Below are 21,304 nucleotides of genomic sequence, written 5' to 3'. Positions count from 1 at the left end.
TGTACCTTGCTGAACCCCGGTGCCCGCGGGGGGGCCCTCCCCCGGGGGGTTCCGGGCGCCCCCCCCCCCGGGGGGGGGGGGCCGGGGGCGGGCCCCGCGCCCCCTTCATGGTTCCCGTGGTCACGCCCGCCGCAGGCGCAACGTCACCAGCTCGAACGGGCGCAGGCGTACGGTGATCCGTCCGCCGTCGCGTTCCGGGTTGGCCGCGTCCGCGAGGGGCCGCTCCAGCAGGTCCGTGACGGTGAGGCCGGAGACCTCGAAGCCGGCCGTCAGGGTCGCCCGGACCCGGCTGCCGTGGGCTTCGTGGAAGCGGACGATGACGTCACCGCTGCCGTCGTCGGCGAGTTTGACGGCGGTCACGACGACGGCGTCGTTGTCGACGGTGACCAGCGGGGCGACTGCCCCGGCGCCGGTGAGACGCCGTTCGGGGAGGTTGATCCGCCAGCCCTCGCGGACGGCGTCGCCGATGGAGGCGCCGGGGACGAGGGCGTGGCGGAAGCGGTGGACGCCCTGGTCGGTCTCGGGGTCGGGGAAGCGCGGGGCACGCAGCAGCGAGACCCGGACGGTGGTGGTCGTACCGCCGTCGCCGTCGGTGCGGACGGTGCGGGTGACGTCGTGGCCGTAGGTGGAGTCGTTGACGACCGCGACGCCCCAGCCGGGTTCCTCCAGGTGCAGGAAGCGGTGGTTGCAGGCTTCGAACTTGGCCGCTTCCCAGGAGGTGTTGGTGTGGGTGGGCCGGTAGGCGTGCCCGTACTGGGTCTCCGAGGCGTAGCGTTCGGCATGCACGTCGAGGGGGAAGGCGAGCTTGAGGAACTTCTCCGTCTCGTGCCAGTCGACCTCGGTGTCCACCACCAGGCGCTGCTCACCCGGCGGCAGGGACAGGACCTGGGTGACGCGGGAGTCGCCGAAGGCGCGCACGACCTGGACGGAGGTGCCGTCCGCCCCGGCGGTGACCGACTCGGCCTGGGTGAGGTCGGTGACGGTGTTGCGGTAGAACTCGTCCACGTCCCAGGCGTCCCACATGTTGGGGAAGTCGGGGTGGAGCTGGAGGAGGTTCGCCGCGTGGCCCGGGGCGATGGTCTCGCGGTCGGCGGCCAGGTCGTAGGCGGAGACGACCAGTCCCTGGGCGTCGATCTCGATGCGCAACAGGCCGTTGTCCAGCACGAACCCGCCGTCCTGACGAGGAACGAGCGTGGTGGAGCCGGTCAGTGCCGGGGCGGTGGCACCGCCCGCGGCCACACCCGCCCGCTCGTGCGGGGCGGAGTTGAAGACCAGCTCGGTGGTGCCCTCGCCGGCCAGCGCCCGCTGGGCGCCCTCGATGATCGCGTTCAGTTCGCCGGCCAGGCGCTCGTAGGTGGCGCGTGCCTCGCGGTGGACCCAGGCGATGGAGGAGCCGGGCAGGATGTCGTGGAACTGGTGCAGCAGCACCGTCTTCCAGATCCGGTCCAGCTCCTCGTACGGGTAGGGGAACCCGGCACGGACAGCCGCGGTGGCCGCCCACAGTTCGGCCTCGCGCAGGAGGTGCTCGCTGCGCCGGTTGCCCTGCTTGGTCTTGGCCTGGCTGGTCAGGGTCGCCCGGTGCAGTTCCAGGTACAGCTCGCCCACCCACACGGGCGGCTCGGGGTACTCCGCCTCGGCCTTCTCGAAGAACGCCTGCGGGGTCTCCCAGGCCACCTGCGCGGAGCCTTCCAGGTCGCGCAGCCGGGCGGCCTTGGCGACCATCTCCCGGGTGGTGCCGCCGCCGCCGTCACCCCAGCCGGTCGGGGCCAGGGAGTGCCGGGCGCGCCCCTTGTCCTTGAAGTTCTTCGCCGCGTGGGCGATCTCGCTGCCCTTCATCGAGCAGTTGTAGGTGTCGACGGGCGGGAAGTGCGTGAAGATCCGGGTGCCGTCGATGCCCTCCCACTGGAACGTGTGGTGGGGGAACTTGTTCGTCTGCGACCAGGAGATCTTCTGCGTCAGCAGCCACTTGGACCCGGCCGCCTTGATGATCTGCGGCAGACCGGCCGCGAAGCCGAACGTGTCCGGCAGCCACGCCTCCTCGTTCTCCACCCCGAACTCGTCGAGGAAGAACCGCTTGCCGTGCACGAACTGCCGTGCCATGGCCTCCGAGCCGGGCATGTTGGTGTCCGACTCCACCCACATGCCGCCGGCGGGCACGAACCGGCCGTCGGCGACGGCCTTCTTCACCCGCGCCCACACCTCGGGCCGGTGGTCGCGCACCCACGCCCACTGCTGCGCCTGCGACATCGCGAAGACGAACTCCGGCTCGTCCTCCAGCAGCGCGGTCATGTTCGACGTCGTGCGCGCCACCTTGCGCACCGTCTCCCGCAGCGGCCACAGCCAGGCGGAGTCGATGTGCGCGTGGCCGACGGCGCTGATCCGGTGCGCGGACGGGACGGCGGGCGCCGCGAGGACGTCGGTCAGCTGTTCCCGGGCCCGGGCGGCGGTGCCGTTGACGTCCTGGAGGTCCACCACGTCCAGCGCACGGTCCACCGCCCGCAGGATGTCGTAGCGGCGGGCGGAGTCCTCGGGCAGCTCGGCCATCAGCTCGCCCAGGACCTCCAGGTCCATCACGAGCTGCCACACCGTCTCGTCGAACACGGCCAGGTCCATGCGGGTGAGCGTGTACTGCGGCTCGCTCCCGGCGGTCTCCTTGTCCCCGAGCTGCGTGGGCAGGAAGGGGTGGTAGTCCAGGATCACCGGGTTGGAGGCGGCCTCGACGTGCAGGCGGACCTCCTCGCCGCCCGCGACCGGCGCCCCGATCCGCACCCACTGGTTGCGCGGGTTCAGGCCCTTCACCGGGGAGCCGTCGGGCCGGTAGACCAGGCCCTCGCACTGGAAACCGGGCATGTTCTCGTCGAAGCCCAGGTCGAGAATCGCCTCGACCGTCTTGCCGGCCCACGCCTCGGGCACGGTGCCGGTCACCCGGAACCAGCTCGTCCCCCAGGGGGCACCCCAGCGGGACCCCACCGCGATCGGCTCGGGCTCGGCGGCCAGGCCCTCCTCGACCGGCACCGGTTCACCCGGCGCGTTCCACACCGCGACCTCCAGCGGCACCGACTCCGGGTACACGGCGGGGCGGATCCGTTCGTCCAGGACACGCTTGAGGCGGGCTTCGATCAGCGTGCGGTCGTCATGCATGCGGGGTGCTCCATCGGTGCTGCGGGGTGAGGACCTGCTCGGCCGTGACGGTCTCGGTGATACCACGGGCCAGCAGATGATCGGTGTCGTCCGCGCGGACGTCGAGGACCGTGGTGGGCCGGGCGCCGTCGGCGGTGAGCCGGAAGAAGGCGTCGTACACCGTGCCGCCCGGCGCCAGCGCGGTGCGCTGTTCCGGGTCGGCCGGTACGACGAGGGCGGTGGTGCGGGGTGCCGGGGCGGGGTGGGTCCGGCGGGCGGCGTCGGCCAGCACCCGTGCGATGTCCTTCGGCCGCCGGTCGTTGGTCAGCAGGCCGAGGGAGTACTCAAGTTCCGGGAAGTCGGCGAGGCCGCGCGAGACGTCGTGGGAGCACCACCAGGTGACGCCCCACAGGCCGGGGCAGTCCAGGACGTTCGCGACGGTCGCCTCGGTGAAGGCGGCGGCGTGCTCGGCGGGGACCAGCGGAGCGGGGGCGCCGACCTCCTGGAGCCACACCGGACGGTGCGGGTCGTCGGCCCAGGCCTTGGAGAGTTCCACCAGGTAGGCGGCGTGGTGCTCGCTGGGCACGGAGGCACGGCCGTGGCGCTGCGCGGTGCCGTTGAACACCCAGGAGTGCACGGCGGTGACGCCGCCGTACCGGGCGGCCTGGGCCGGGGTGAACGGCATGTCGTGCTGGTACCAGGTGGCGTCGTACTCGGCGTGCAGGTGCAGCCGGCCGGGGGCGCCCTCCTCGCAGGCGGCGAGCATGCGCTCCAGCCAGGTGTCGATCTGCTCGGGGGTGGCCCGGTCGGGATCGGGGTGGGGGCCGGCGCTGAACTGGTTGACCTCGTTGCCGACGGTCATGCCGATGAAGTTGGGCCGGTCGGCGAGGGCGGCGGCGAGGGTGCGCAGGTAGGCGGCCTGTCCGTCGATGACCTCGGGGTCGGTGAAGATGTTGCGCCGGTGCCAGGTGCGGGTCCAGGCGGGGAGGAAGTCGAAGCTGGACAGGTGGCCCTGCAGGCCGTCCACGTTCACGTCCAGTCCGCGTTCGGCGGCGGCGTCGGCGAGGGCCACGAGCTGTTCCACCGCGCGCGGCCGGACGAGGGCCCGGTTCGGCTGGAAGTAGGGCCACAGCGGGAAGACCCGGACGTGGTCCAGGCCGAGCTCGGCGATCGAGTCCAGGTCGGCGCGTACGGAGTCGAGGTCGAAGTCGAGCCAGTGGTGGAACCACCCTTCGCTGGGGGTGTAGTTGACGCCGAAGCGCACGGCAGGAGGCATGGGTGTCCTTGCGGGGGGTTTCGGTGAGGCGGGCGGCCTTCGGTCGGCGCTCAGCCCTTGACGGCGCCCTCGCCGACCCCGCGGAAGAAGTACCGCTGGAGACAGGCGAAGAGGACGATGAGCGGGGCCACGGCGATGACCGTGCCGGCGGCGACCAGCCGCTGGTCGTTGGCGAACGTGCCGTGCAGGTAGTTCAGGCCGACGGTGAGGGTGAACTTGCCCGGGTCGCCGAGCACGATCAGCGGCCACAGGAAGTCGTCCCAGGCGCCCATGAAGGCGAAGATCGCGACGACGGCGAGGGTGCCCTTGACCGACGGCAGCGCGATCCGCAGGAACCGCTGCCAGACGTTGGCGCCGTCGACGAAGGCCGCCTCCTCGATCTCGTACGGCAGGTTGAGGAAGGCGTTGCGCATCAGCAGCACGTTCATCGCGCCGACGCAGCCGGGCAGCACCACGCCGATGAGGGTGTTGTTCAGGTCCAGCGACCGCATGGTCGTGAACTGGGCGATGATGATGCTCTCGGCGGGCACCAGCAGCGCCAGGATGAAGACCAGGGTCAGCGCCCCGCGGCCCCGGTAGCGCAGCCGGGCCAGGGCGTAGCCGGCGAGGGCGGAGCCGACGCAGTTGGTGATCACGCTGGCGACGGCGACCTTGAGGGAGTTCAGGGCGTAGTCCCAGACGGGGATGACGCTCGCGACCCGGCTGTAGTTGTGCAGGGTGGGGTGCTCGGGCAGGAACGACGGAGGAGAGCTGTAGATGTCCTCCGTCGGGCCCTTCAGCGAGGTCGACAGCTGCCACAGGAACGGGCCGATCGTCAGGGCCAGCACGGCGAGCAGCAGCAGGTAGCGCAGGACGAGTTCCCAGGGCCTGACCCGTTGGCCGGTCTCGTCGGTGAAACGGGGGCGGCGGCCGGTCCGCCGGGCGGTGCCGGCCGTCGGGTGGCCCGGGCTGGCGGTGTGCTCGCCCGGGGTGCGCAGGGTGTCGGTCATGCCTGGGCCTCGTCCTTCCGGTCCGCGCGCAGCACCAGCAGCATCAGCACCACGGTGATCACGAAGACCACCACGGAGATCGCGGAGGCGTAGCCGACCCGGCCGCTGAGGCCGGTGCCGGTGCGCTGTACGAGCATCACGAGGGTGGTGTCCTCGCCGGCCGGGCCGCCGGTCGGGCCGGCCATCAGGTACACCTCGGAGAACACCTTGAAGGCGGAGACCGAGGCGAGCGCGGCCACCAGAACCATCGTGGACCGTACCGCGGGCACCGTGACGCTGAGGAAGCGGCGGACCGCGCCCGCGCCGTCCACGGCGGCGGCCTCGTGCAGTTCGCGCGGCACGTTCGCGAGCGCGGCCAGGTAGATGATCATGTAGTAGCCGAGGCCCTTCCACACCGTGACCGCCATGGCGCTGACCAGGATCAGCCACTGGTCGCTGAGGAACCCGACCGGGCTCGCGCCCAGGGTCTCCAGCAGCGAGTTGATCAGTCCGCGTTCGTCCAGCAGCCACACCCAGATCAGGCCGACGACCACGATCGAGGCCACGACCGGGGTGTAGAAGGCGGACCGGAAGAAGGAGATGCCGGGGATGTGCTTCTGCACCAGCAGGGCGAGCAGCAGCGGCAGGATCACGAGCGCGGGGACGACCCCGAGGATGTACAGCGTGCTGTTGCGCAGGGCGATCCAGAACATGTCGTCGTGGAGCATCTCGCGGTAGTTGGCGAGACCGACGAACCGGCCCGGGATCAGCGTGCGACGGTCGGTGAAGGAGTTCACCACGGTCGACACGAACGGGTACAGCACGAACGCGGCGGTGACCAGCAACCCGGGTGCGGCGAACAGCCACGGACTGGTGGGCAGCTGACGCCGCACCCGGGGGCCCCGGCGAGCAGGGGAGGAGAGGGCCACGGCGGATCAGCCCTGCTTGAGCAGCTGGTCGCAGGCCTTGACAGCGTTGTCGAGCGCCTGCTTGGGGCTCTCCTTGCCCTGGAGCGCCTTGGCGACCTCCTGCTGGAGCGCGGTCTTCATCTGGTCGCTGAACTGCACGGGTGTGTAGTTCACGGCCGTCTTCAGGGACTTGGCGGCGGCCACCCGGACCCGGGTCTCGTCGGTACCGTCCTCCTTGGTGAAGTACGGGTCGTTCAGGGAGCCCGCGGTGCTCGGGAAGATGGCGACCTGCTTGGCGAAGGCCATCTGGTTCTTCGCGTCGGTGACGAAGTGCGCGAAGGCCACGGCCGCGGGCTTCTGCTTGGACTGGGCGTTCACCATCAGGTTCTGCACGTACATGTTGACGTGGCCGGTGCTGGTGATCTGGTCGGTGATGCCGATGTTCTTGTACAGGGTCGGCGCCTGCGTCTTGAAGTTCTTCAGGTCCAGCGCGCTGCCGGGATTCATGGCGACGGCCCCGGTGAGGAACTTCCGGCCGGACGACTCGGGCGTGGCGGTCAGGGCCTGCGGGTCGAGGGCCTTGGCGTCGAACAACTCCTTGTACTTGGTGAGGAGTTCGACACCCTTGGCGTCGTTGAAGGTGAAACCGGTGCCTTCCTTGTTCATCAGCTGGACGCCGTAGCGGCCGAAGTCCTCGATGGCCGGAACGTTGGCGAGGGTGGCGACCTTGCCGTCGGTCTTCTTGGCGATCTGCAGGCCGACCTTGAACAGTTCGGCGTACGTCTTCGGCGGCTGGTCGGGGTTGAGGCCGGCCTCCCTGAACAGGGCCTTGTTGTAGAACAGCGGGCCGGTGTTCAGGTACCAGGGGAACGCCCAGGTGCCCGGCAGGCCCGGGATGTCGGTGCTGCTCCACGCACCCGGCAGGTACTCGCTCTTGTACTTCGCCGCCGCCTTGTCCTTGTCCAGGTTCAGGGCGAGCCCGGCCTTGGCGAGCGGGGCGGCCAGGTCGGGGGAGACGTTGACCACGTCGGGCAGCGTGCCGCCGGCCGCCTCCGCGCTGAGCTTGTCCGCGTAGCCCTCGGCGGGCTGGTCGACCCACTTCACGTGGGTGCCCGGGTACTTGTGCTCGAAGTCGGCGATGACGCCCTCGAAGTAGGGCTTGAAGTTGGCGCGCAGGTTCCAGGTCTGGAAGGTGATGTTCCCCTCGATCTTGCCCGAGGCGTCGCCGGACGAGCTGTCGTCGTTCCCGGAGCCGCAGGCACTCAGCGGCAGCAGGGCCGCGACGGCGACAGCGGTGGCGAGGGTTCTGCGGGATATGCGCACGGCTGGGGGCTCCTTCGGACGGTGGGCCACGGCGACGATGCCGGCCACGGGTTCAGGGGCAGACATTGCATCCTGTGGCGGAAAAATGTCAATGGATTCGACTGAGAACTTCCGAACATCCATAGAAGTCGCAGGTCACGCGGTCTTGACGCGAGCGGGACAAGGGTGGTGCGAGGCTCTTGTCTCCGATCGCTAATGCGCTTTAGGCTGGTCACGCTCAAGCGCTTTAGTGCTCGATGCCAGGGAATGGGAGCGGAAGTGACGGACAAGCGTGCACCGGCTCGCCGGCCGACGATGAAGGACATCGCGCGGCGGGCGGGGGTCTCCGAGAGCGCCGTCTCCTTCGCCCTCAACAACCGGCCCGGCGTCTCCGAGGTGACCCGCGCCCGGGTGCGCCGGGTGGCCGAACAGCTCGGCTGGCGGCCGAGCACCGCCGCACGGCAGCTGTCCGGTGAGGGGACGGCGACGGTCGGGTTCGTGCTGGCCCGGCCCGCGCACACCCTCGGCGTGGACTCGTTCTTCCTCCAGTTGGTCTCGGGCATCCAGGAAGTGCTGGCCGAGCGACACCTCGGTCTGCTCTTCCAAGTTGTAGAGGACATTGCCGACGAATGCGCGGTATACCGGACCTGGTGGGCCGAGCACCGGGTCGACGGCGTCCTCATGGTCGACCCCCGCATCGACGACCCGCGCCCCGGCCTCCTCGACGAACTCGGCCTGCCCGCCGTGGTGATCGGGGGCGCGCCGGCCGGACTGGACCCCAAGCTGTCGGCGGTGTGGGCCGACGACGCCGGCGCGATGGCCGCCGTCGTCGCGGAACTGCACGCGCTCGGTCACCGGCGGATCGTGCACATCGCCGGTCTCCCCGGCCTGGCGCACACCCAGCGGCGGGTGCGCAGCCTGCGCGCCGAGGCCGAACGGCGCGGGCTGACCGAGGTCCGCTCCGTGACCACCGACTACTCCGACGCGCAGGGAGCCGCCGTCACCCGCCGGGTGCTGAGCGCCGCCGCCCCGCCCACGGCACTGATCTACGACAACGACGTGATGGCGGTCGCGGGCGTCGGCGCCGCGGCCGAACTGGGCTTCACCGTGCCGGACGACGTGTCGGTGGTCTCCTGGGAGGACTCCGCGCTCTGCCGGATGGTCAAGCCCTGGCTGTCCGCGCTGTCCCGGGACACGGTGGCCTTCGGCCGCACGGCCGCCCGGGAACTGGTGTCCCTGCTGGACGGCGCCTCCCCGGGCACGGTCCAGGTCCCGCTGCCCGAACTCATCGCCCGGGAGAGCACGGGGCCGGCTCCGGACTGACACCGCCGGCACGGGCGGGACCGATGACGGGGTGAGGAGGGCGACTCGGCGCGCCACCGCACCCAACGGTCGGACACCGGCCGCCACCACGACCGACGGCACGACTCCCGCCCGCCGCGTGTCGTGCCGCACGCTCCTCCACTGCCTCGTGCGCGGGCGGTGCCCCCACTCGCCGTACCGGCCGGAACCCGGGTACGTCGAGCGCGAGCGTCCCGGGCCGGAGGAGCGTGCCGCCCGAGCGCCCCGGGCCGGCACCACACGCACCCTCGGACAGACCCGGGAACGGGCACCGCGGCCCACGACCGTGGGGTGATCCCCATGCAGGACGCGTCGGGTCATGGGGATCACCCCATGGCCCTCCGGGGTGCCGCCTGACGAGAATCGGGGGACCGGCCTGGGCGCCGCCGCGGGGACCGCATGTCCCCGCCCGCGGTACGCACCCAGCTCATGTCGCCGGTCAGGAATGGAGGACCCCCGTGACCGCGACAGCCGAGCGACTCGTCGACGTCCACGCCCACTTCGTCACCGCCGACTACGTCGAGGCGGCCAGGGCCGCGGGACACCTGCTCCCCGACGGAATGCGGGGCTACCCCACCTGGTCGGCGGCCGGGCACCTGGACCTCATGGACGCCCACGGCATCCGCACCAGTGTGCTGTCCGTCTCGTCGCCCGGCACGCACTTCGGCGACGACCACGCCGCGCGCCTGCTCAGCCGACGGGTCAACGAGTTCGCGGCGGACGTGCTGCGCGCACACCCCGGCCGCTTCGGGCACTTCGCCTCCCTCCCGCTGCCCGACGTGGACGGCGCCCGTGCCGAGGCCGCCCACGCCCTGGACGTCCTCGGCAGCCACGGCGTGGCCGTCGAGACCAACCACGACGGCGCCTATCTCGGCAACGCCCGCTTCGAACCCCTCTGGCGGGACCTGGACGAGCGCGGCGCCGTCGTCTTCGTCCACCCCACCTCGCCGCCCTGCCACGAGGCCGTCTCCCTCGGCCGGCCCCGGCCCATGCTGGAGTTCCTGTTCGACTCCACCCGTGCCGTCTCCGACCTGGTGTTCAGCGGAGCGCTGCGCCGCTACCCGCGCATCCAGTGGGTCTTCACCCACGGCGGTGGCGCGCTGCCCCTGCTCGCCGACCGCATGGAACTGTTCCGGACCGTGTTCGGCTTCGGCGACCCGGACGGCCCCACCGTGCAGGAGCAGCTGCGCCGCCTCTGGTTCGACATGGCCGGCAGTCCCTTCCCGCACCAGATCCCGGTGCTCACGACCACCTTCGGCTACGACCGCCTGCTCTACGGCAGCGACTACTGCTGGACCCCGGCCGCGGGGGCCGTCGCGCAGATCGCCTCCGTCGACGCGGCCGAGCAGCCGGCCGGTGACACCTGGCGTGCGCTGACCACTCGTAACGCTGCCCGGTTGCTGCCGGACCTGGCCGCCGGACACTGAGCGGTCCGCGCACCGCGCTCGCGAAGAGTCGTGTCATGGTCACGTCCCACCGGCGGGCCGCCGCCGTTCAGGGCACGCGGCCGGGGGAGCGGTCGCGCCGTCGCACGCTACGGCGCCGTGCTGTGGCCCTGCCCGGCCGCCTTGCCCGGACCACCCTGGCCGTCAACGTGACCGGCCGCGCGGTCTTCGGTGTCTTCACGGCCGTGACCAGCGGCACCCCGTCGGCCCATCCCCTCCTGACCCGGTCGGGGTTCGCGGGCTCGTCGGCACCGGCAACGTCGCCCTCGACCTGGCGCGGCCCGGCCGCAGGGACGCCGTGAACCGGCTCCTCGTCGCGGCCGACGGACTGTGCGCCCGGTGCTGCGCCACCTCACCGACCGTGCCCCGCGCGCGTGGGCGGGTGGCGTCTTCCCCCGTACGTTCACCGTCGACGCCACCGCTCGCCTGGTCCTCGGCGCGCTGCCCGGCCTGAGCAGGCGGGGTGCCCACACCGGTGCCGGGACGCTCATCATGCGCGGGACTCCGTCGAACGACTGATGCCAACCCGTGGGCCATCGGGAAGCCTGGCTGGGGAAGAAACCACCAGGAGCCGCACGGAGGAAGACACGTGTTCGATGTGCCCGCGGCGGACCAGCCGGATGGCTGCCGACTCATGCACTGGCCGATCGGCTACTCCCCGGACTTCTCCGACCTCTGGGCCGTCGGCGCGGCCGACCTCGACGCGCGGCCAGAAGTCGTCTTCGGGTGCTTGGCCGACCTGTGCGGCGGGGCACGGAACGTCAGGCCGGTCGAGGAGCGGCCTGCGGTGAATATTGATCCGCCGGGACTGCGGACCGACAGCGAGTTCGCCTATCGGCTCGACGGGCTGGAGGTGCGCGCACGGGTCGGCGAGTGCAGCCCCTGCAGCAGACTGGCGTGGTTCGCGCTCGGCACCGATCTCGGTCTGTACCAGGAGTGGCTGCTCCTGGCCCGCGGAGACCGGACCCTGGTCCTCACGGGGTTCGCGGCGCGCGGTCCCGCAGCCATCGCACACCGGGAAGCGGACGCGGCGTCCGCCCGGCGCATGGTGGAGGAGTGGCTCAGGAAGCTCCGGGCACGGGCGTCCCGGGCGGCGTGACGGTCTGAGAGGGAACGGGCCGGCCTGGACCAGGCTCATCGCAAGCCCGGTCATGCCGTGGTCGTTACTTCGCGGACCATCGCCGTACCGGACACACAGGACGCCGACACTGTTCAGAACGGCATCGCCGACCCCGCCACGGCCGAGCGCGCCGCCGCCGCGATCGAGCGGTTCGGCCGCATCGACAGCCCCGTCGACAACGGCCGGATTCTTCGTCGCCGAGCCGTTCACCGAGTACACCCGGGAGGACTACGACGTGGTCACCGGCGTCGACCTGAGCGGGTTCTCCCGGATCACCTCAGGCAATGTCCCTGCCGAGTGCGTCCCGTAGGGCCGCCCGCTTGGTGATGCCCAGCTTCGGGAAGATCTGGTACAGATGACTGCTCACCGTCCGTGGTGAGATGAACAGCCGCTCGCCGATCTCCTTGTTCGTCATGCCGGACGCCGCGAGCTGTGCGATCTCCAGTTCCTGCGGGGTCAGGGCGGCCACGCCCCGGGTGCTGGCGGGGGCGCGCGTGGCCTGTCCCGCCGCCCTCAGCTCCCGTTCGGCACGTGCCGCCCAGGGCGTGGCACCGAGCTTCTCGAAGGCGTCGAGTGCCTGCCTGAGTTGGGCCTTCGCCTCGCTCATCGCCCGCGAGCGGCGCAGCCGTTCGCCGTAGAGCAGGCGGATCCGCGCGGTGTCGAAGGGCCACTCGCCGGCCTGCGGCGCCGTCAGGGCGTGCTCGAAGAGCCGCACGGCATCGTCGTCGGCGACGAGTGCCGCGGCGGCCGCCTCCCGCATCGCGAGCCGGGGTGAGAGAGCGGCGACGCCCGACTCGCGCAGCACGCGTACGTGGCGTTCGGCCTCGGCCCTGCGGTCCGTGCGGACGGCGGCCTCGACCAGTTCCAAGGCGACCCAGAGACTGTGCGGTACGTGCGAGGCGAGAGTCCCGGCGGGACTGATCTCCGTCGCGTGCTGATAGGCCGCCTCGAAGTCACCCTCCCCGAGGTCGGCCAGGACCAGGGCATGGCGGGCGTACGTCTGCGCCATGCCCACGCCGCGCGGACCGGCCCAGCCGATCATCTGGTCGGTGAGGGCCCGGCTGGTCTCGAACCTGCCCTGGACGGCGGCGAGGAGAGCCTGGTGATAGCGGAAGTAGAAGCTGAAGAACCTGCCCCCGAACTCCTCGCACACGGCGAGCCCCTCGGCCGCGAGTTCCGAGGCCTCGGCCCACTCACCGCGGACGAAGTCGTCGATACACACATCCATGAGAGCGACGATCCTCCGTCTGCCGGGCCCGTCGGCCCGGCCCTGCCGGATGGCCCGCCACAGTGCCTCCCGTACCTCGGCCAACCGGTCCGCGTAGATCGCGCTCGCCGCCACGGTCTGCACCACGCCGGGGTCCACTTCCTGATGGATCGTCGCGAGCCGGGCGTCCAGCAGTGGCAGCAGGGCCACCCCGGTGCGGACGGGATCGGCGCCGTACAGGCCCATGCCCAGGACCAGCAGCTCCGGTGGTTCGGGCCGGAGACGGGCCACCGCTCTGTGGAAGGCCGTCCACAGAGCGGCCCGTCCTCCGACGATGCAGACCAGGGCCAGGGCGAACAGCGCGCTGACCAGTTCCTCGTCGTGGGCGTCCGCACGGTTCGGCCACGCCTCGATCGCCTCGGCCAGCAGGCGGTGGGCGGTGTCCACGTGCCCGTCCGAATCAAGCAGCTGGAGCGCGGCCGCGGACGCGTAGTGCAGGGAAGCGGAGGGCTGATCGTGGGACTGGTGGATGCCCCGCAGCAGTTCGGGGGTGCTCCCCGCCGCCAGGCCCTCCGCTCCGATGTAGGCGGCCTCGGCCAGGCGGCCGGCGCGTGCCTCTGTGGTGGGGCTGAGATCGGCGGCCCGGCAGAGCAGGGAGATGACGGCCTGGTAGTCCCCGCGTCCCCGGACACGGCGGGCCGCCGCCTGGAGCAGTGCCGCCACCTCCTCGTCGGGTTCGACGGTTGCTTCGCCGAGGTGCCACGCCCGGCGCTCCAGGTCGTCATGGAGGACCTGCGCCAGAGCCTGGTGCGCCTGTCGGCGCTGGGCGGAGGTCGACTCCGCCACGACGGCGGACCGGATCAGGGGGTGCCGGAAGGTCACCGTGTGAGAGGCGGCCGCGACCCTGACGAGTTGTTTCTGCTCGGCGGGTGCGAGATCGTCCAGCCGGTAACCGGTGCCGGCGGCGGCTTGCAGCACCCCGAGGTCACCGGTGCTCTCCAGCGCGGCAGTGAGCAGCAGGGTACGGGTCGCGGCGGGCAGCGCCGCGACCCGGGCCGCGAACAGACCTTGCAGGCGTTGGCTCAGCGGGAGGATGCGGGGCACGGGCTCGGCGGGGCCGCGCCGGGTCTCCTGTACGGCGTGCGGCAGTTCCAGCAGGGCGAGGGGATTGCCCTGCGCTGTGCTCAGCACCCGCGCCCGCACCTGAGGGTCGAGGCCGGGGAAGCGTTCTGCCAGCAGCTGAGCAGCCGCTTCGTCGTCCAGCGCTCGCAATGGCAGCTCGGGCAGGCCGCTGGTGTCGAAGTAGCCGGCCGATCCGGTTCTGAAGGCCGCCAGGAGGCCCACCCTGCTGCCGATCAGCCGGCGTGCCGCGAAACTCAGCACCCCCGCACTGGCCCGGTCCAGCCAGGGCAGATCGTCGATGATCAGCAGCAGTGGGGCACGCGCGGCCGTCCTGCGCAGCAGCAGGGTCACGGCGTTGGACAGCAGGAGCCGGTCCGGAGCGGGGCCCACCGCGAAGCCCAGGGCGACGCGCAGCGCCCCGGCGTGTTCGTCCCCGAGCGAGGAGAACTCGTCGACCAGGGGATACAGGGCCTGGTTGAGCCCGGCGAAGCTCACTTCGGCCTCGAACTCGGCTCCGGTCACGCGCAGGACCGTCGTTCCTGACGCGCGGGCGGCGTCGGCGGTCGTCTCCAGCAGGGCCGTCTTGCCCACACCCGCCTCTCCGGACAGCAGCAGTGTGCCGCCGTTCACTCCGGTCTGCTGGAGAAAGCGCTGCAGAAAGTCGATTTCTCGCAGGCGTCCCACGAGGGTTTCGGGTCGGTCGCCGGGCTGGATCACCTGTGAAGTCTCCCCCGGCGACCGGCGGCGTATCAAGGCGGGGTTCGCACGGCAGGTCTCAGCCGCCCCGTGACCGCGTTGTCGGGTGGAAGTACCTTTCTGCGGAGAACCACCTATGGCGGCGAAAGCAGGCCTGTGAGGCGCCGTCCGTGACCGGACGCCCTGGCCGTCGGTCGTGCGGACGGTCGTCCGCCGAGGCCGGCCGACGGCCCTGTCACACCCGCGACGCCCCGGCGCGTCCGGCGGCGTCGCCCGTGCCGGCGAGCTTATACGTGATCGGCTCGTGCAGTTGGAGGCGCCGGTAGAGCAGATGGTGCACCGACGCCCCGAGGACGGCGCCCACGACCGGCGCCACCATGTAGCTCAGCAGGTCGGTGAACTGGCCGGCGAGCAGGGCGGGTCCGAACTGCCGCGCGGGGTTGGCGGAACCGCCGCTGAGCGGGCCGAACACCACGATGATGAGCGCGATGCACGCACCCACCGTGGCCGGCAGCCACCGGCCGAACGCCGGGTAGGCCAACAGGAAGCCGACGGCGAGGGCCAGGACGAGGATGCACCCGGCCTCCGCGAGGAACACGGCCGACGGCGACCAGGTCGGGGCGGGCCGCAGGGCTCCGAAGCCGACCGTAGACACCACCGGCCCCCACACCAGCCGGCCGAAGGACGCCCCGAGTACCGAACCCGCCAGTTGGGCGGCGATGTAGGGCAGGACGCTCACTCCGGGGAAGACGTCCATCAGCCACACGGCGACGGTCACCGCCGGGTTCATGTGCCCGCCGCTGCGGCGTCCCCACGGCGACAGGATCAGTCCGGTGATCAGCAGCCCGGCGACCGGCCCGATGACCGCGAGAGCGAGGCGCAGATCGCCGATGTACAGCGGGGACGTGGGCACCCGGAGCCAGCGCACGATGGTCACCACGAGGAAGAGCAGCACGGTCGTGAGACCGAACTCGCACCACACCTGTCCGGTGGGCACGGCGGCGGGACGGCGGGCGGACACGGGCATGGGGGTCACCTCGGTACGGGATGGGAGCGGGAACGCTCACTGCGCAGCTTCGCAGCCACGACGACGTGGTGAAATCGAGCCCGCACCAGCCGGTGCCTCGGGCAATCCCCACAGATGCCGTGGTGAAGTCACCTCCGACGCCTCGATGCCCTCACGTGCGGCGCAGTCACCCATCCTCGGCTGTGCCACCTGTTGTCATGTATTGCATGATGTCCGCATGCCCATACAACGCATAGGTCTCGTCGTTCACCAGGGACGGGCCGCCGCCCGGGAGGCGGCACTGACCGTGCACCGCTGGAGCGAGGCCCGTGGGATCCCCTGCACCGACATCGACGTGTGGGCCAAGGACCACGGCCGGCGCGGCGGACGCGAGGAGGCCGAGGCCGCAGGGAACCCCGACCTCGTCGTCACCCTGGGCGGCGACGGCACCTTCCTGCGGGGCGCGCGGATCGCCGTCAAGAGCGGGGCGAGCGTCCTAGGCGTCGACCTGGGCAAGGTCGGCTTCCTCACCGAGGTACCGGTGGGCGACGTCACCGCGGCCCTGGACGCCGTCCACGAGAATCGTGCAGTCGTCGAGGAACGCATGACGCTCACCATGCGCGCCTCGCGCCGGTTGGAGATACCGGAGGGGATGGACGCCCTGCTGCGGTACGGGCACGGCCCCATGCTGCCCGCCCCGCACGTCCGGACGGAGACCACCGAGGGCCAGGGCTGGGGCGTCGCCCTGGACGTCAACGCCCTCAACGACGTCGTCCTGGAGAAGCTCGCCCGCGACCGCCAGGTGAGCGTCGGCGTCTACCTGGCGGGCCGGCTGCTGGCGTCGTACTCGGCCGACGCGCTGGCCGTCGCCACGCCCACCGGGTCCACCGCGTACAGCTTCGCCGCCGGCGGCCCCGTGCTCTCCCCGCACATGGACGCGGTGGTCTTCACCCCCATCGCCCCGCACATGACCTTCAACCGCAGCATCGTCGCAGCGCCCGACGAACCGGTCGCCCTGCGCGTCCTGCCCCATTCCGGGCAGGCCGCGGTGAGCATCGACGGCCAGTTGCGGGGGGTGCTGGACCCCGGTGACTGGATCGGCGTCTTCCGCGCCCCGGACCGGGTCCGGCTGATCCGTCTCCACCCGACGGACTTCTACGGCCGCCTCCGGGGCCGTTTCCGCCTCACCGACGCCCCCGCCACGGCCGAGGACGGCCCCTCGGCGCCGTTCTTCCGCCCGGACACGCCCATCCCGCCGGACCTGGCGGGCATGCGGCTGCCGCCGCCGGCCGCCGCACGCTGAGACCCGCGCACCCTTCACCGACAGTTGGTTGATGCGTCACACACCCCCGTTCACCCTGGGTGTCAGCGCCGGCCGAGCTCCGGCGCCACATGGGTGAGAGCGCTGTCGATGACATGCGCGTTGCAGGCGACACCGAGCTGGTTGGGCACGGTGAGCAGCAGGGTGTCGGCGGCCGCGACGGCCTCGTCCTGCGCGAGCTGTTTGACGAGTACGCCGGGTTCGGCGGCGTAGGACCGGCCGAAGACGCTGCGGGTGGTGGGGTCGATGTAGCCGATCTGGTCCTTCGAGGCGCGCTCCTGGCCGAAGCAGGCGCGGTCCCGGTCGTCGACGAGCGGGAAGACGCTGCGGCTGACCGAGACCCGCGGCTCGCGGGTGTGGCCCGCCGCCCGCCACGCCTCCCGGTACGCCTCGATCTGCTTGCGCTGCTGGACGTGCAGCGGTTCCCCGCTCTCGTCGTCCTTGAGCGTCGAGCTCTGCAGGTTCATCCCCCGCTCGGCGGCCCCTCGCGGAAGCGGCGGGCCGAGGCCAGTCCGATGCCGCTGGTGCCGCCGGTGACGACGACGGTCTTGCCGTCGAGCCGTCCCATGGTCTTCTCCTTGCTGGGGTGGTTCGGCAGATCCATTCCGTTCCACCCGTAGGTCAGGGATGAGCCTGAACCGCAATCGCCATGCAGATCCAGGCTTCAGCGGTTGACTTCGAGGGTGGTCAGAACGAGCAGGGCACGCAGGATGCGGGTGGCGCGGGCGGGGTCGGTGCGGAGCTTGGTGAGGTCCGCCGGTTCTTGAGGTGGGCGAAGCCGTGCTCGACCGGTGCGCGTCCGACGGCGTGGACGTGGTCGGCGTCCTGCTGGGCCGGGGTGAGCCGGTGGGCGCGAGTGGCGGTGAAGCCGGTTATGACCCCGGAGTCGCGCAGGTTGTTGTCCAGGCCGCAGAAGCCCAGGTCCGCCAGTGTCCCGAGACCGGCGCTGCGCAGGTGATCCAGGACGTGGCGGCGAACGACGCGGGTTCAGATGCCGGCGACATCGATGGACTTGGCCTGGAACGTCTTGCCGATCGTTTTGGCCATCAGGCGCTTGCCGAGCTGAGTACTCCCCAGCTTCCGGGTGACAGCACGTATCGCGAGGTCCCGGTGAGTCTGGGGCACGAACATCGTCAAGCCCTCGGTACGGCCGGCCTTCTGCTGTCCGGCGACGAACGGCCGCAGTCGCTGGTCCCATTCACGTAGTGCCCGGGCCGTGTTGCCCACGTTGCGCTGGAGCAGGGTGCCGAGCAGGTCCGCGCCGGCCAGGGCGGTGGAGGCTCCCATCCCGCTGTACAGCGTCAGGCACCAGGCCGCGTCGCCGAGCAGGACGACGCGATCGGTGTGCCAGCTGGACATCTCCACCTGGTGGACCGAGTCGAAGAGATAGTCGTCGGCCTGCTCGAACTGCTGGAACAGATGTTCCAGCACCGGCCCGGTCGGCTCGGGGCCGAAGGCCCGGCGGAGCGATTCGATGGGCGGGTTGCGGAACTGGGCGTCCTCGTCGTCGGTGCGGTAGTTGAACAGCACGGTGGGCAGGTGGTCGGCGAAGGGGAAGGTCCACACGGAACGGCCCGGTTCGCCCAGCATGAGCCCATCGCAAAGCCGGTAGCCGGGGAGGGGCTCCTTGAGCAGTGCCGCGCCGATGATGTGGTTGAAGGGTCGCAGGAAGTCGGCGTCGGGGCCGAAGGCCAGTCGGCGCACGGTGGAGCGCAAGCCGTCGGCGCCCACCACAAGGTCGAAGCGCTCCGTGGTCGTGACGGCATCGTCCCCCGTGGTCGTGGCCAGGCGGACGTCGACGCCGTCAGGGTGCTCCTCGATGACAGTCGGCGTGGTGCCGTACCGGATCTCGGTGTGCGGGGCGACGCGGTTGTAGAGGGCGGCCTCAACGTCTCCGCGGAGAATCATGCTGGGCCCCCCGGGAAGGTCGGCGTAGCCCATGCCCGGCCGGCGGCGGCCGGAGCGGTCGATCTGGTAGGTGACGCTGTCGGCGGCGACCCGGTTGCCGATGGCCTGGAGGACACCCATCCGCTGAGCGGCGGCGCGGCCTGTGCCGAAGAGGCCGATGAAGTAACCCGCGGTCCGGCGTTCGGGAGCACGCTCGACGAGCAGGGGCTCCCACCCGACCTCGCGCAAGCGCATGGCCGTGGCCAGGCCTCCGATGCCCATGCCGACGATGAGAGCGCGGGGTGTGCTCATGGCGGTCCTCTCCTGGTCAAGGGGTGAGTAGTGCCAGAGAATCAAATGGAGAGATCTCTCCATTTGTGCGGCTGTGCCACCGTAGCACGGAACTGGAGACAGTTCTCCGTTTGCTGGATAGGGTGGCTTCATGAGCCGCCGCACCGCCTCCGCCCCGCACTCCGAGCCGCCTGCCCCCCGCCCGCTGCGCGCGGACGCGGAGCGCAACCGACAGCGCCTCATTGCCGCTGCCCAAGAGGTCTACGCCGACCGTGGTGTTGACGTCACCCTCGATGACATCGCCCGCCACGCCGGCGTCGGTATCGGCACCGCGTACCGTCGTTTCGCCGATAGCCAAGAACTCGTCGACGCCGTCTTCGAGTCCGAGATCGAGCGGCTGACCGAGCTCGCCGAAACGGCCCTCGCCCACGAGGACGCCTGGGAGGGCTTCGTGCAGCTCCTCCAGACCACCACCGAGCACATCGCGCGAAACCGCGGACTCCGGGACGTCCTGTTGACTGGCACGCACGGCAGGACCCGGGTAGCACTCGCCAGGGAACGCCTCACCCCAGCGGTCAACGCCGTCATCACGCGCGCCCAGCAGGCCGGACAGCTCCGCGACGACATCGATACGACGGACTTCCCTTTCGTGCAGATGATGCTCTGGGCCACCACCGAACGCAGTCGGGAAGTCGCACCGGAACTGTGGCGGCGCTACCTCACCCTCGTTCTTGATGGTCTACGTCTCGCCCGGACCGGGCCGACACCTCTGTCCCCCGACGCACTCGACCCGCAGCAATTCGACCGGACCATGCTGTGACATGTAGACGGAAGGTGCTCTTTCGCTCCTGCAGGCGGTCGGGCGGCTACGGCCACGCGAGACAACGCCCGGTATGTCATCAGGCCCGTCACCGCGAGCGCGACGATGCCCGTCGTGCGGCACATGTCTTACCGGGCGGTCACGATCTGTTCTTCCGTGCATCTGGCGACGTCTCCCAGGGAGTCCCGCTCAGCCGGCTGCGCGGCCTCGTCGAGCACTGGCGCACCAGCTACGACCGGCGCGCCCTGGAGGCCCGGCCGAACAGGGCGGGGCAGTACCGGACCCGGATCGACGGCCTGGGCATCCACTTCCTGCACGTCCGTCCAGGCACCCGGACGCCCTCCCGGTGATCCTCAACCACGGCTGGCCGGGGTCGGTCGTGGAGTTCATCGACACGATCGGCGCACTCACCGACCCGACGCGCCACGGCGGCAGCGCCCGGGACGCCTTCCACGTCGTCATCCCCTCCATGCCCGGGCACGGCTCCTCCGACCGCCCCGCGCAGACGGGATGGGACCCCGCGCGCATCGCCTCCGCCTGGATCACCGTGATGGAGCGCCTGGGTCACCGCCGCTACATCGCCCAGGGCGGGGAACGGGGAGGCGCCGTCACCCCCCAGATGGGCAGGCAGCGACCGGCCGGACTGCTCGGTGTGCACCTGAACCTGCCGGAGTCCATGCTGACCAACACGGCACTGGGGGAAGGCACTCCGGAGGAGAAGGCGGCCATCGCCCAGCAGCAGGTCCTCGCCCAGCAGTACTCGGGGTACTTCCAGGAACAGGCCACGCGCCCGCAGACCCTCGGCTGGCCTTGGCCGATTCCCCCGTGGGGCAGGCCGCCTGGATCTTCGAGAAGTTCACCGACTGGACGGACAGCGACCACCGTCCGGAGCCGCTCCTCGGCTACGACCGCATGCTCGACGACATCACCCTGTACTGGCTCACCGACACCGGCGCGTCGTCGGCACGGCTCTACTGGGAGTTCTACCGGGACAACCACGACCTGACGCACCTGGACCTGCCGGCCAGGGTCAGCGTCTTCCCCGGCGAGCTGGTACGCACACCCAGGGTGTGGGCGCAGAAGGCGTACGAGAACCTCGTCTACTCCAACGACGGCATCGCCGCGGGCGGTCACTTCGCCGCCTTCGAACAGCCCCGACTCTTCGTGGAGGAACTGAGGGCTTACGCCCGTCTCGTGAGGTGACCGAGGTGCGCTTCGCGACCGATGACGACGCGGTCGTGCGCCTCGCCGCCAGCCGGCGCTGTAGGTGCGGGCCAGGTCCCGCAGCCGGTCACCCTCCCGGACCTCTTCGGGCGACCGGGGCATCAAGGGTAGGGCGCCCGGGGACACCGCACGCGGCCAGGCGAGAGGGCCCCCGGCACGCCCGTCCCTCCGGACCCGGCGGGCATGCGACTGCCCCGACCGGCGGCCGCATGCCGAGCTGGTTGGCGTCAGGCGGTCGCACGCCGCCTGA

The 21,304-nt window shown here is 71.2% G+C and carries 15 protein-coding genes and 3 pseudogenes; 8 read left to right on the top strand and 10 right to left on the bottom strand.

All coding sequences use genetic code 11. From position 1 onward, the window contains the following. Window positions 1-120: 120 nt before the first annotated feature. From ACH4LD_RS36120 to ACH4LD_RS36100, 5 genes are read right to left on the bottom strand one after another with little or no spacing between them, the layout of a single operon-like run. A complete protein-coding gene (locus ACH4LD_RS36120; RefSeq protein ID WP_398057291.1) occupies window positions 121-3,141 on the bottom strand; it encodes an alpha-mannosidase in 3,021 nt (1,006 codons plus the stop codon). Beyond that, complete coding sequence (locus tag ACH4LD_RS36115) at window positions 3,134-4,396, bottom strand: glycosyl hydrolase (protein ID WP_398057292.1); 1,263 nt, start codon at window positions 4,394-4,396, stop codon at window positions 3,134-3,136. The genes ACH4LD_RS36120 and ACH4LD_RS36115 overlap by 8 nt, the downstream gene beginning before the upstream one ends. 50 nt (window positions 4,397-4,446) lie before the next feature. After that, window positions 4,447-5,385 carry a carbohydrate ABC transporter permease gene (locus tag ACH4LD_RS36110; protein ID WP_398057293.1) on the bottom strand — a complete coding sequence of 313 codons (939 nt, stop codon included), beginning with the start codon at window positions 5,383-5,385 and terminating at the stop codon, window positions 4,447-4,449. Beyond that, the gene (locus ACH4LD_RS36105) at window positions 5,382-6,257 is read right to left on the bottom strand and encodes a carbohydrate ABC transporter permease (RefSeq protein WP_398057294.1); all 876 of its coding nucleotides are present in this window, start codon (window positions 6,255-6,257) and stop codon (window positions 5,382-5,384) included. Before ACH4LD_RS36105 ends, ACH4LD_RS36110 begins: the two co-directional genes overlap by 4 nt. Window positions 6,258-6,299: 42 nt before the next feature. Beyond that, window positions 6,300-7,595: an ABC transporter substrate-binding protein gene (locus tag ACH4LD_RS36100; RefSeq protein WP_398057295.1), complete on the bottom strand. Its 1,296-nt coding sequence runs from the start codon at window positions 7,593-7,595 to the stop codon at window positions 6,300-6,302. Between the two features lie 258 nt (window positions 7,596-7,853). Here ACH4LD_RS36100 and ACH4LD_RS36095 point away from each other — a divergent pair, with 258 nt between their 5' ends. The 4 genes from ACH4LD_RS36095 to ACH4LD_RS36080 all read left to right on the top strand — a co-directional run bounded on the left by ACH4LD_RS36095 (window position 7,854) and on the right by ACH4LD_RS36080 (window position 11,459). Further along, window positions 7,854-8,897, top strand: a complete 1,044-nt coding sequence (locus tag ACH4LD_RS36095; RefSeq protein ID WP_398057296.1) for a LacI family DNA-binding transcriptional regulator — start codon at window positions 7,854-7,856, stop codon at window positions 8,895-8,897. 476 nt (window positions 8,898-9,373) lie between these two features. Beyond that, entirely contained in the window at window positions 9,374-10,342 is a 969-nt protein-coding gene (locus ACH4LD_RS36090) for an amidohydrolase family protein (RefSeq protein WP_398057297.1), read from the top strand. 357 nt (window positions 10,343-10,699) lie between these two features. Continuing rightward, on the top strand, window positions 10,700-10,879 hold the full coding sequence (locus ACH4LD_RS36085; protein WP_398057298.1) for a hypothetical protein: 180 nt from the start codon (window positions 10,700-10,702) through the stop codon (window positions 10,877-10,879). 70 nt (window positions 10,880-10,949) lie between these two features. Further along, window positions 10,950-11,459, top strand: a complete 510-nt coding sequence (locus ACH4LD_RS36080) for a hypothetical protein (protein ID WP_398057299.1) — start codon at window positions 10,950-10,952, stop codon at window positions 11,457-11,459. A 298-nt stretch (window positions 11,460-11,757) separates the two neighbouring features. Here the strand turns inward: ACH4LD_RS36080 and ACH4LD_RS36075 are convergent, their stop codons facing one another. Both ACH4LD_RS36075 and ACH4LD_RS36070 read right to left on the bottom strand, forming a co-directional pair. Further along, entirely contained in the window at window positions 11,758-14,526 is a 2,769-nt protein-coding gene (locus ACH4LD_RS36075; RefSeq protein WP_398057300.1) for an AAA family ATPase, read from the bottom strand. Window positions 14,527-14,740: 214 nt separating this feature from the next. Further along, window positions 14,741-15,532, bottom strand: coding sequence for an MIP/aquaporin family protein (locus tag ACH4LD_RS36070; RefSeq protein WP_398057301.1), 792 nt, complete (start codon window positions 15,530-15,532; stop codon window positions 14,741-14,743). Window positions 15,533-15,749: 217 nt separating this feature from the next. Between ACH4LD_RS36070 and ACH4LD_RS36065 the strand changes: the two genes are divergently transcribed. Then, a complete protein-coding gene (locus ACH4LD_RS36065) occupies window positions 15,750-16,814 on the top strand; it encodes an NAD(+)/NADH kinase (protein ID WP_398057302.1) in 1,065 nt (354 codons plus the stop codon). Window positions 16,815-16,876: 62 nt separating this feature from the next. On the opposite strand, the pseudogene ACH4LD_RS36060 reads toward ACH4LD_RS36065, so the two are convergent. The 3 genes and pseudogenes from ACH4LD_RS36060 to ACH4LD_RS36050 all read right to left on the bottom strand — a co-directional run. Beyond that, window positions 16,877-17,314: pseudogene (locus ACH4LD_RS36060) on the bottom strand (LLM class flavin-dependent oxidoreductase); the annotation flags it as partial. A gap of 2 nt (window positions 17,315-17,316) precedes the next feature. After that, a pseudogene (locus ACH4LD_RS36055) lies at window positions 17,317-17,400 on the bottom strand (short-chain dehydrogenase); the annotation flags it as partial. Between the two features lie 419 nt (window positions 17,401-17,819). After that, complete coding sequence (locus ACH4LD_RS36050) at window positions 17,820-19,031, bottom strand: FAD-dependent monooxygenase (protein WP_398057303.1); 1,212 nt, start codon at window positions 19,029-19,031, stop codon at window positions 17,820-17,822. A 130-nt stretch (window positions 19,032-19,161) separates the two neighbouring features. Between ACH4LD_RS36050 and ACH4LD_RS36045 the strand changes: the two genes are divergently transcribed. The 3 genes and pseudogenes from ACH4LD_RS36045 to ACH4LD_RS36035 all read left to right on the top strand — a co-directional run bounded on the left by ACH4LD_RS36045 (window position 19,162) and on the right by ACH4LD_RS36035 (window position 21,033). Beyond that, the gene (locus ACH4LD_RS36045) at window positions 19,162-19,830 is read left to right on the top strand and encodes a TetR/AcrR family transcriptional regulator (RefSeq protein ID WP_398057304.1); all 669 of its coding nucleotides are present in this window, start codon (window positions 19,162-19,164) and stop codon (window positions 19,828-19,830) included. After that, window positions 19,827-20,551, top strand: a pseudogene (locus ACH4LD_RS36040) (epoxide hydrolase); the annotation flags it as partial. The gene ACH4LD_RS36045 and the pseudogene ACH4LD_RS36040, both read left to right, overlap by 4 nt. An 89-nt stretch (window positions 20,552-20,640) precedes the next feature. Continuing rightward, window positions 20,641-21,033: a hypothetical protein gene (locus ACH4LD_RS36035; protein WP_398057373.1), complete on the top strand. Its 393-nt coding sequence runs from the start codon at window positions 20,641-20,643 to the stop codon at window positions 21,031-21,033. Window positions 21,034-21,304 lie beyond the last annotated feature (271 nt).

It is taken from the genome of Streptomyces sp. NPDC017676, from assembly GCF_044329325.1.
Taxonomy (GTDB): domain Bacteria; phylum Actinomycetota; class Actinomycetes; order Streptomycetales; family Streptomycetaceae; genus Streptomyces.
The sequence above is the reverse complement of the archived record's forward strand: the minus strand, read 5'-3'. Positions and strand labels throughout refer to the sequence as shown.

Excerpts from the sequence above, each read along its gene's own strand:
- ACH4LD_RS36120 (WP_398057291.1), bottom strand. The coding sequence starts at position 3,141 with ATGCATGACGACCGCACGCTGATCGAAGCCCGCCTCAAGCGTGTCCTG.
- ACH4LD_RS36065 (WP_398057302.1), top strand. The coding sequence starts at position 15,750 with ATGCCCATACAACGCATAGGTCTCGTCGTTCACCAGGGACGGGCCGCC.
- ACH4LD_RS36045 (WP_398057304.1), top strand. The coding sequence starts at position 19,162 with ATGAGCCGCCGCACCGCCTCCGCCCCGCACTCCGAGCCGCCTGCCCCC.
- ACH4LD_RS36110 (WP_398057293.1), bottom strand. The coding sequence starts at position 5,385 with ATGACCGACACCCTGCGCACCCCGGGCGAGCACACCGCCAGCCCGGGC.
- ACH4LD_RS36050 (WP_398057303.1), bottom strand. The coding sequence starts at position 19,031 with ATGAGCACACCCCGCGCTCTCATCGTCGGCATGGGCATCGGAGGCCTG.
- ACH4LD_RS36115 (WP_398057292.1), bottom strand. The coding sequence starts at position 4,396 with ATGCCTCCTGCCGTGCGCTTCGGCGTCAACTACACCCCCAGCGAAGGG.
- ACH4LD_RS36070 (WP_398057301.1), bottom strand. The coding sequence starts at position 15,532 with ATGCCCGTGTCCGCCCGCCGTCCCGCCGCCGTGCCCACCGGACAGGTG.